The 8,069-nt window shown below is 66.7% G+C and carries 10 protein-coding genes and 1 pseudogene; 2 read left to right on the top strand and 9 right to left on the bottom strand.

Translation table 11 applies throughout. The annotated features are described in order from the left end of the window. Positions 1 to 11: 11 nt before the first annotated feature. From ACWEKS_RS01735 to ACWEKS_RS01720, 4 genes are all read right to left on the bottom strand, one after another. Positions 12 to 509: a YbaB/EbfC family nucleoid-associated protein gene (locus ACWEKS_RS01735; RefSeq protein WP_452338328.1), complete on the bottom strand. Its 498-nt coding sequence runs from the start codon at positions 507 to 509 to the stop codon at positions 12 to 14. Next, positions 506 to 835, bottom strand: coding sequence for a hypothetical protein (locus ACWEKS_RS01730; protein ID WP_452338327.1), 330 nt, complete (start codon positions 833 to 835; stop codon positions 506 to 508). Before ACWEKS_RS01730 ends, ACWEKS_RS01735 begins: the two co-directional genes overlap by 4 nt. A 108-nt stretch (positions 836 to 943) precedes the next feature. Next, positions 944 to 1,738 carry an ESX secretion-associated protein EspG gene (locus ACWEKS_RS01725; protein ID WP_452338326.1) on the bottom strand — a complete coding sequence of 265 codons (795 nt, stop codon included), beginning with the start codon at positions 1,736 to 1,738 and terminating at the stop codon, positions 944 to 946. Continuing rightward, entirely contained in the window at positions 1,735 to 3,693 is a 1,959-nt protein-coding gene (locus ACWEKS_RS01720; protein WP_452338325.1) for a hypothetical protein, read from the bottom strand. The genes ACWEKS_RS01725 and ACWEKS_RS01720 overlap by 4 nt, the downstream gene beginning before the upstream one ends. Positions 3,694 to 3,849: 156 nt before the next feature. Here ACWEKS_RS01720 and dtd point away from each other — a divergent pair, with 156 nt between their 5' ends. After that, positions 3,850 to 4,293: a D-aminoacyl-tRNA deacylase gene (gene dtd, locus ACWEKS_RS01715; RefSeq protein WP_452338527.1), complete on the top strand. Its 444-nt coding sequence runs from the start codon at positions 3,850 to 3,852 to the stop codon at positions 4,291 to 4,293. Between the two features lie 12 nt (positions 4,294 to 4,305). Further along, positions 4,306 to 4,929 carry an AAA family ATPase gene (locus tag ACWEKS_RS01710; protein WP_452338324.1) on the top strand — a complete coding sequence of 208 codons (624 nt, stop codon included), beginning with the start codon at positions 4,306 to 4,308 and terminating at the stop codon, positions 4,927 to 4,929. 9 nt (positions 4,930 to 4,938) lie between these two features. Here the strand turns inward: ACWEKS_RS01710 and ACWEKS_RS01705 are convergent, their stop codons facing one another. From ACWEKS_RS01705 to ACWEKS_RS01685, 5 genes and pseudogenes are all read right to left on the bottom strand, one after another. Beyond that, on the bottom strand, positions 4,939 to 5,757 hold the full coding sequence (locus ACWEKS_RS01705; protein WP_452338323.1) for an SDR family NAD(P)-dependent oxidoreductase: 819 nt from the start codon (positions 5,755 to 5,757) through the stop codon (positions 4,939 to 4,941). A 52-nt stretch (positions 5,758 to 5,809) separates the two neighbouring features. Then, positions 5,810 to 6,223 (bottom strand): nuclear transport factor 2 family protein, encoded by a 414-nt coding sequence (locus ACWEKS_RS01700; protein WP_452338322.1) that lies wholly within the window; start codon positions 6,221 to 6,223, stop codon positions 5,810 to 5,812. A gap of 264 nt (positions 6,224 to 6,487) precedes the next feature. Then, the gene (gene map, locus ACWEKS_RS01695; RefSeq protein ID WP_379381583.1) at positions 6,488 to 7,288 is read right to left on the bottom strand and encodes a type I methionyl aminopeptidase; all 801 of its coding nucleotides are present in this window, start codon (positions 7,286 to 7,288) and stop codon (positions 6,488 to 6,490) included. Beyond that, on the bottom strand, positions 7,289 to 7,834 hold the full coding sequence (locus ACWEKS_RS01690; protein WP_379437318.1) for an adenylate kinase: 546 nt from the start codon (positions 7,832 to 7,834) through the stop codon (positions 7,289 to 7,291). It lies immediately after the preceding gene. Beyond that, positions 7,831 to 8,069 (bottom strand): annotated as a pseudogene (locus ACWEKS_RS01685) (preprotein translocase subunit SecY); the annotation flags it as partial. The pseudogene ACWEKS_RS01685 and the gene ACWEKS_RS01690, both read right to left, overlap by 4 nt.

Genomic DNA, 8,069 nt, shown 5'->3' with positions numbered 1-8,069 from the left:
GCGCGGTCGTATCACCATCCGGAATCGGTGGCCCCGCCCCGTCGCGGCTGTGCCGCATCGATATTCGCGTCGGTCTCGCGGTAACCGCCCAGGCGCTCCGGCGATTTCGGCGGCGCGGTGGACACCACCGGCGGGTCCGGAATCGCGAGTTCCTTGCTCAGGTCGGGCATGCCGGGCACCAGGTCGGCGAGGGTGGGCAGCCGCTTCCGGTTCTGTGAGACCGGGGCCATGATGTCGCGGCCGCGGCGGGCCACCTCGGCGGCGGCCTGCTGCGCGGCGTCGGTGACCGCCCGGGCGATCTCCGTGTAGTCGAGATCCTCTATGTCAGAAGAGAATTTGGTCTCGATCACGGTGCCGTCGGCGTTCACCGTGACCGTCACCCGCTTGCGGACCGTGACCGACGCGGTCAACGCCGCCCGCTCATGCTGCAGCTGGGTGATGAGGCGCATCTGCTCGCCGAAGCCGTCGAGGATCTCGGCCAGCTCGGCCTTCTGGCGTTCGTTGCTCATTGCGCGGCCTGCTGGAAGCCCTCGCGGTTGGCCTCTTCGGTCGCCTCCAGCTTGTCGGCCGAATCCTTCTGCGACTTCGAAAAATTCGCGAAGGTGCCGGCCATATTGGTCGCGCCCTCGAGAATGTTCTTCTTGCTGGCCAGGTAGCCCTGGTCGCCATTCGCGAACTGATTGCCGAGCGAATCATCGCCCCACGGCGTGCCGAGCGCGTCCGCCTGAGCGCCGAAGGTGTTCACCACCCCGTTGATGCCATCGCGGACATCGCCGGTGCGCTGCGACGCCGTGATCAGCAGATCATGGTAGGACTCCAGCCGACTGCCGCTCATGATGTTGACCTTGGCAGCCCCGGGCAACCAGACCGTGGACGGAATGTTAACGGACAGTGCCGATTCCGAGGGGCGCGACGGTCCTGGTTGCCGCGCCTCCTCATCGGATCACACGTACTCTTCTTGCTCCCCACGGGATTCCATGTGTTCCAGAATTTGACGGATCACACGGTCGAGGTGATCGATGAGCCGACGGTTGTCCACGCCGACCGCGGACTTCGCTTCCGGATCGAGATCGATCAGGTAGCGACCGTCCCCGGGCAGATCCCGCCACACCAGGGTGGAGACCGCGACACCTCGCGGTCCGTACTTGGAGCGGCCCTGCAGAATCTGCATGGCCCCGGTCTGATCGGCCGGGGTCGACAGGAAGCGCAGACTCCGGCTGTCGACGGATTCCTCGAAGGTGTCGAAGGCCGAAGCACGCGGCGCCTCATAGGGATCCGGGGGCACGGGCTCGGAGGCGATCGGGATCGCGGTCGACTGGCCCGGCTCCACCTCGGGGAGCTGCGCCACCAACAGGCGCGCCAGCTCCTCCGGCTCGCATTCGATCATCGTAACGCCGGCGCTGTGCATCGTCGTCTCGCCCGGCCGCTGGATCAGCACGCAGGCGCGGCGGCCTCGCCGCGCCCCGTGCACCACCAGGTGTTTCGCCGGATTGTCGATATCCGCGTCGTGCCAGCCGTGCAGACCCACGAAAACCTCTGGGTTGCAGACGGCTTCGAACACCGCACGAAACTCCGGGTCGAGTCGCTGGTCGAGTTCCTCCTGGGCCGCTAACAGCTCACGGTCGTAGACGTCCGGATCCATGGTCCGGCTCGTGTACACCAGCGGCGAGGGAATCGCGCCCTGCCGGTACAGGTTGCACAGGACCTTGAACTCGATGTCGGTGAACTCCCAGATCATGCCTCGACCACCGGGTTCCTTTCGATGACGCCCTCGAGCGTCTGCCCGAAGCCACGGATGAAGTCGACCTGCTCGGGCGCGGGATCCGCAGCGGCGGAAGGGATCCCGGTCGCAGTCGGCGTCGCCTCGTCCGACGGTGCGGCCACGACGCCCACCAGCGGCTGCAGGCCAGCATCCGGACTCGCACCGCCGCCGAACAGGTTGGTCAGCCCCGCCAATGGCGAATTGGTCACGGCCGCTGCGGGAATCGCGTTCACCAGACCCGAGTTCGGCGTGGTCGCCACACCCAGCGGCGTGGTGTCGCCCGGCAGCCCGGCGGTCGGCGTGGGCGTCTGCGGGGTGTCCCCCGACAGGCCCAGCAGCTGCGACAACTGCGTCACCTTCGAGGGGTCCTGCTCGATCGCGGTGAACGCGGTCGTCAGTTTGTCCTCGGGCACGCCCAGCGCGGTGGCCAATGTCGACAGATCCGTGGAATGCATCGAATCCAGCGCCTGCAGGATGGACGGCAGCTGCTGGGCCACCGTCGAGATGCCGGTACTCACACCGCTGACCAGCGAACTCAACACGCTGGTCAGCTGCGACATGTCCGAACCGCCGGAGCTGCTGCCGGTCGAGCTGTTCTGCGGCTGAGACTGATTCGGGTAGCTCTGATTGGAACCGTTCGGGTTGGAACCGTAGGGATTCGAGCCGTTCGGGTTCGTGCCGTTCGGATTGCTGCCGTTCGGGTCGGAACCGTTGGAGTTCGGATCCTTGACGTCCTTGAGCGGAGGAATCTTGGGGTTCGGGGTCGGAGTGCCACCACCGGCGTTCGGGGTACCACCACCGGCGTTCGGGGTACCACCACCGGCGTTCGGGGTGCCGCCACCAGAATTCGGGTTGGGGTTCGGATTCGGGTTGGGGTTCGGATTCGGATTGGGATTCGGGTTGGCGTTCGGATTCGGGTTCGGGTTCGGGTTGGGATCCGGCTTGGGCTTGTCGACCGGCACCGGAACGGGAACCGAAGGGGTCGACTGCACGGTGTGGTTCACGCCGTCGACGTAGTGGTCTTGGTAATGGCCGCGGTAACGGTCCAGCTCGCCCTGCTTGTCACAACTCCACGGCTGATGCGGACCCTCGTACGGCATGGCCGCCGCGGTCTGGATCATCCAGCGGTTGGTGTACCGCATGACCTGGGACGCGTTGTCCATGGTGTCGAGCAGCGGCTGAATGCTGTTGCAATAGCTCGTCACCGCGGCCTGCGCGGCGCTCGCGCCATCACTGCGCCACTTGCTCTGCAGCGCCTGGATCTTGTTGTCGAAGTCGGTGAGGCTCCCGTCGACCTTGGTCTTCAGCAGCTTGTAGAGCTCATAGGCGTTGTTGTACGGATCGGGCTTCATATCCTGCCTGAGGCTGTACAGCTGCTCCCAGCTCCTGGTGTCTTTGGGCTCCGGACGTACGGAGTAGGACTCCTTTCCGCCCTTGTAATTCTTCAGGCTGTCCGGGTAGCTGTCGTCGGCCGAATCGTCGTAACTGTCGGGCGACTTCTTGTTCGGGATGCCGATGTTCAGGTTGGTGGCGGTGTCCGGCGCCGAGGTGTGCAGGTATCGCAGGTTGTCCGCCGACATCTGGTCGGTGTTGACGTAGTTCCGCCCCGCCTGATTGAACGTGTCGATCATGTCCCGCAGGATGGCGATATGCGTCGTGAGCGCATCCGACATGTGCGTGCCGATCGCACCGAGATACGTGGCCAGCGTCTTGCCCGACTCCTGATCGCCGATCGGGCCGATGTCGGTGAGATGACCGTCGATGATCTGTTGGTAGTACAGCAGATCGCCCACCAGAGTCGACGCGGCCTGGGCTCCCTGCTCCGCCGCGCCCGGCTCGAATTCCAGGTGACCGGAATTCGCCTGGTCCTTCAGCGTCGGCCAGGCCGTCTGGTCCTTGTCCTTGTACTTGTCTTTGTTGTCAGGTGCCATCGCTAACTACTGTCGCTCCGCCCGTTGCCAGCTGAAGATGCCAGCACAGCCTACTGCTGTGAACTCCCGGTGGCGCACAAGGAAATTCGGGGCATGCGCGGCCGTCCCAGGGTAGCCAAGCGAGCACGGCTCGGCCATCTGAGAAGATCGATGATCATGCGGGTACTGGTGCAGCGTGTGACATCGGCTCAGGTGACCGTCGACGGCGAGGTGGTCGGACGGATCGATCCGGCCGCGCACGGCGCGCCCCACGGACTGGTGGCCTTGGTCGGCGTTACCCACACCGACACCGAGGACACGGCGAAAGCGCTGGCCGACAAATTGTTCCGATTGCGGATTCTGGACGGCGAACGCTCCGCCGCCGACCTGTCCGCGCCCATTCTGGTGATCAGCCAATTCACTCTCTACGCCGATACCGCCAAGGGCCGTCGCCCCTCGTGGAACGCCGCCGCCCCCGGGCCGGTCGCGGAACCGCTGGTGGACACGTTCGCCGCCACCCTGCGCACACTCGGGGCGACGGTCGCTACCGGACGGTTCGGGGCGCATATGCATGTCGAGCTCGTCAACGACGGTCCCGTCACCATCCTGCTCGAAAGCTGACCAGGGACAGCAATGCCCGCGGCTAGGGTGGCGGGCATGCTGCTGTGGATCAATGGGCCCTTCGGCGGAGGGAAGACGCACACCGCGTTCGAGTTGCATCGGCGGCTGCCCGGGAGTGTGGTGTGCGATCCCGAGGAGGTCGGGTTCGGGCTGCATCGGGTTATCCCCAAGGAGTTCCGGCCCGACTTCCAGGATCTACCGGCCTGGCGACAGGGCGTCTTCGAGACAGTCGATCTGGTGTTGAGCAAACACGGCGGGCCGGTGATCGCGCCGATGACGGTGGTCGAGCCGGTCTACTTCGCGGAAACAGTCGGGCGGCTGCGCGAAAAGGGCCACGACGTACGGCATTTCGCGCTCATGGCGCGTCCGGAGACGGTGGTGCGGCGGCTGCGGGAACGGGCGCTGGGCGGGCTGCGGCACGAGAGCTTCGCCATCGACCGGGTGGATCATTGCCTGAATGCCCTGGCTCGACCGGAATTCGCCGAACACATCCACACCGACGAGCTCTCGCTGCGTGAGGTCGCCGACCACATCGCTGCCGCCTCCGGCCTCACCCTGACCCCGAACACCGACGGTAGACTCCGCAGCGAGCTACGTCGGATCCTGGTGGGGGTCAGGCATATTCGACTGTTCTGAACCCCGCTGTCAACGGACCCACTTCGAGGTCAGGCCCGCGACGATGGAACCGTCGAGGTCCGAGAGGCTGTCGGCGACGAAAGCCCGGGCGAAGTCCGAAGTCTGCCAGCGGAAGACGATCGGGTAGGCGGTGAGGGCGGACAGGACCACCTCGGCGACCTGGTCGGCGGTTTGGGCGGTGCGGTAGGCGCCGCGGGTGCGGTTGATGTAGGCCTCCAGCGCGGGGGCGTAGGGACCGGCGGCGTCGATGGCGGCGGGAATGTCGATTTGCGCGTTGTTGACGAATTCCGTTGTCACCGCGCCGGGTTCGATGACGCTCACCCCGACGCCGACCGTGGCCGCCACCGGCTCCAGGCTCTGCATGAACCCCTCGACCGCGAATTTCGCCGCGCAGTACGCCTCGTTGAACGGCTGGCCGACCGCGCCGCCGACGCTCGTCACCGTCACCACGCGACCCTTCGACGCGCGCAGATGCGGCATGGCGGCCTTGGTCACCTCGACCACTCCGAAGTAGTTGACCTCCATGGCCCGGCGGATGTCCGCCATCGGCAGGTGCTCCAGGGTGCCCAGCACCGAGATGCCCGCGTTGTTGACCAGGGCGTCCAGCCGGCCGTAGTCGCCGACCACGCCCGCCAGGCACTCCGCGACGGAGACAGGGTCTGTGACATCCAGGCGCCGCACGTCGGCCCCGGTGTCCCGGACCCGCCCGGCCTTGTCCAGATTGCGCAGTGTCGCCACGGTCCGGTACCCCGCCCGCACCGCCGCGGCGGCGACCGCCAGCCCGATCCCGCTGGAGGTCCCGGTGATGAGAACAACCCTCTCGGCCATCACTTCATCGAACCAGAACCCGCCCCGGGTCCCCGCCGCCACGCCCGACGGATCAGGACGTGGGCGTGAGCAGCTTCAGGACCCGCTCCACCAGGGCCGTGTCGCAGTGCTCCACCACCTCGGTGATCAGGCCGTTCGCCATGGTGAACAGCAGGCAGTAGGTCTGGCGATAGGGCTCGCCGGCGAGGGTGGTGGCGTAGCCGCGGGCCTGGACCACCACTCGGTCGCCGTCGGCCAGGATCAGATCCGCCTCCATGCGGTAGGCGTCGGCGAACTGGCCCATCAGGGGACGCAGGAGACCTTGCACCACAGCGGTTTTCGGACCCCAGGTGCCCGACCAGGACCACGATCCGGGAAAGGTCCAGCGGCAATCGTCGGCCATCGCGTCGGTCAGGGCGCGACCGTTGCCCAGGGCCAGCTGCTCGAAGACGACCCGGATGAGTTCTCGGTTGTCCGTGGTGCTCATACGCTCGACGCTACGGGCGGTGCGGGCATGCGAACAGCGAGAATCCCGCATACCCGGTATGACCGACCCGCATGGGTCGGACGCCGGAAACACCCTGCGGCAGAGCCGCTTCGGCCAATTCGATTGCGGAAACCGTTGGCAGACTCCGCGGATCGATCGCGTGAAGGGAGCCATCGGGGGACATCGGCCGGCAGAGCGGGCCGGAAACGACCGCACCCGCCTCGGCCTGGGGCTGAAGCGGGTGCGGAAAGTGTTGTGCGGAGCCTACTCCGGGCGCAGGGTCAGGATGCGCGGGCCGTTCTCGGTGACCGCGACCGTGTGTTCCCAGTGGGCGGCTCGGGTGCCGTCGTCGGTGACGACGGTCCAGTTGTCGTCCAGCTCATGGGTTTCCGTGGTGCCGAGGGTGAGCATGGGCTCGATGGCGAGGACGGAGCCGACGCGGAGTTCGGGGCCCTTACCGGGCGCGCCCTCGTTGGGCAGGAACGGGTCCATGTGCATTTCGCGACCGATGGCGTGGCCGCCGTAACCGGAGACGATGCCGTACTTGCGATCGTGCAGCTTCTCGGCGGCGTAGGTGCCCTGCTCGATGGCGTGCGAGACGTCCGAGAGCCGGTTGCCCGGGAGCATGGCGGCGATGCCGGCCTCCATGGACAGCCGGGTCGCCTCGCTGAGCAGGCGGTCCGCCTCGATGATGGTGCCGACGCCGAAGGTCCACGCCGAATCGCCGTGCCAGCCCTCGAGGATGGCGCCGCAGTCGATGGACACCAGGTCGCCCTCGGCGAGGACCTCGTCCTTGGACGGGATGCCGTGTACCACCCGGTCGTTCACCGACGAGCAGATGGAGCCCGGGAAACCGTGGTAGCCCTTGAAGGACGGGATCGCCCCGGCCTCACGGATGACCTGCTCGGCCACCTCGTCCAGCTCCCAGGTGGAGACGCCGGGCGCGGCGGCGGCTCGCACCGCCACCAGCGCGCGGCCGACGACAGCGCCGGCCGCCGCCATGGCGTCCAGTTCACCGGCGGTGCGGAAGGGCACCACCCGCTTGCTCTTGCGTCCGAAGACCATTCAGCGGCCCAGGGCCTTCAGCGCCCGCTCGTTGACCTCGGCGACGTCGCCGATACCCTCGACCGAGACGACCTGGCCGTCGTAGTGCTCCAGCAGCGGCTCGGTCTCCTCGCGGTAGACACGCATGCGGTTGCGGATGACCTCTTCGGTGTCGTCGCCGCGGCCGCGGGCCAGCATGCGCTCGACCACCACGTCCTCGTCGACCACGAAGGAGATGACGGCGTCGAGCTCCTTGCCGGCCTCCTTGAGCATCTTCTCCAGCGCCTCGGCCTGATCCACGGTGCGCGGGTAGCCGTCCAGGATGAAGCCGTTGACGGCGTCCGGCTCGGCGATGCGCGCCTCGACCATGCGGTTGGTCACGTCCGACGGGACCAGGTTGCCGGCGTCCAGGTACTGCTGCGCCTCGCGGCCCAGCGGAGTCTGCTCCGCGATATTCGTGCGGAAGAGGTTCCCGGTGGAGATGTGCGGAACACCGAGCTTTTCCGACAACAGTTCGGCCTGGGTGCCTTTACCGGCACCGGGCGGTCCGAGCAGTACGAGTCTCACTTCAGGAACCCTTCGTAGTTTCGGTTCATCAACTGGCTCTCGATCTGTTTCACGGTATCGAGGCCGACGCTCACAATGATCAGCACGGAGGTACCACCGAACGGCAGGCTGGACACGCCGCCACCTCCGGAGCCGATGCCCAGCAGCAGGTTCGGTAGCACCGCAACAGCGCCGAGGTAGAGCGAGCCGGGCAGGGTGATCCGGCTCAGGACGAAGTTCAGGTAATCGGCGGTCG

This window comes from Nocardia sp. NPDC004711 (genome assembly GCF_053601595.1).
The sequence above is the reverse complement of the archived record's forward strand: the minus strand, read 5'-3'. Positions and strand labels throughout refer to the sequence as shown.

What these genes read in the sequence shown, in the direction of transcription:
- ACWEKS_RS01705 (WP_452338323.1), bottom strand. Translation starts at nt 5,757, where the DNA reads ATGGCCGAGAGGGTTGTTCTCATCACCGGGACCTCCAGCGGGATCGGG.
- ACWEKS_RS01710 (WP_452338324.1), top strand. Translation starts at nt 4,306, where the DNA reads ATGCCCGCGGCTAGGGTGGCGGGCATGCTGCTGTGGATCAATGGGCCC.
- ACWEKS_RS01735 (WP_452338328.1), bottom strand. Translation starts at nt 509, where the DNA reads ATGAGCAACGAACGCCAGAAGGCCGAGCTGGCCGAGATCCTCGACGGC.
- dtd (WP_452338527.1), top strand. Translation starts at nt 3,850, where the DNA reads ATGCGGGTACTGGTGCAGCGTGTGACATCGGCTCAGGTGACCGTCGAC.
- ACWEKS_RS01725 (WP_452338326.1), bottom strand. Translation starts at nt 1,738, where the DNA reads ATGATCTGGGAGTTCACCGACATCGAGTTCAAGGTCCTGTGCAACCTG.
- map (WP_379381583.1), bottom strand. Translation starts at nt 7,288, where the DNA reads ATGGTCTTCGGACGCAAGAGCAAGCGGGTGGTGCCCTTCCGCACCGCC.
- ACWEKS_RS01730 (WP_452338327.1), bottom strand. Translation starts at nt 835, where the DNA reads ATGAGCGGCAGTCGGCTGGAGTCCTACCATGATCTGCTGATCACGGCG.
- ACWEKS_RS01700 (WP_452338322.1), bottom strand. Translation starts at nt 6,223, where the DNA reads ATGAGCACCACGGACAACCGAGAACTCATCCGGGTCGTCTTCGAGCAG.
- ACWEKS_RS01720 (WP_452338325.1), bottom strand. Translation starts at nt 3,693, where the DNA reads ATGGCACCTGACAACAAAGACAAGTACAAGGACAAGGACCAGACGGCC.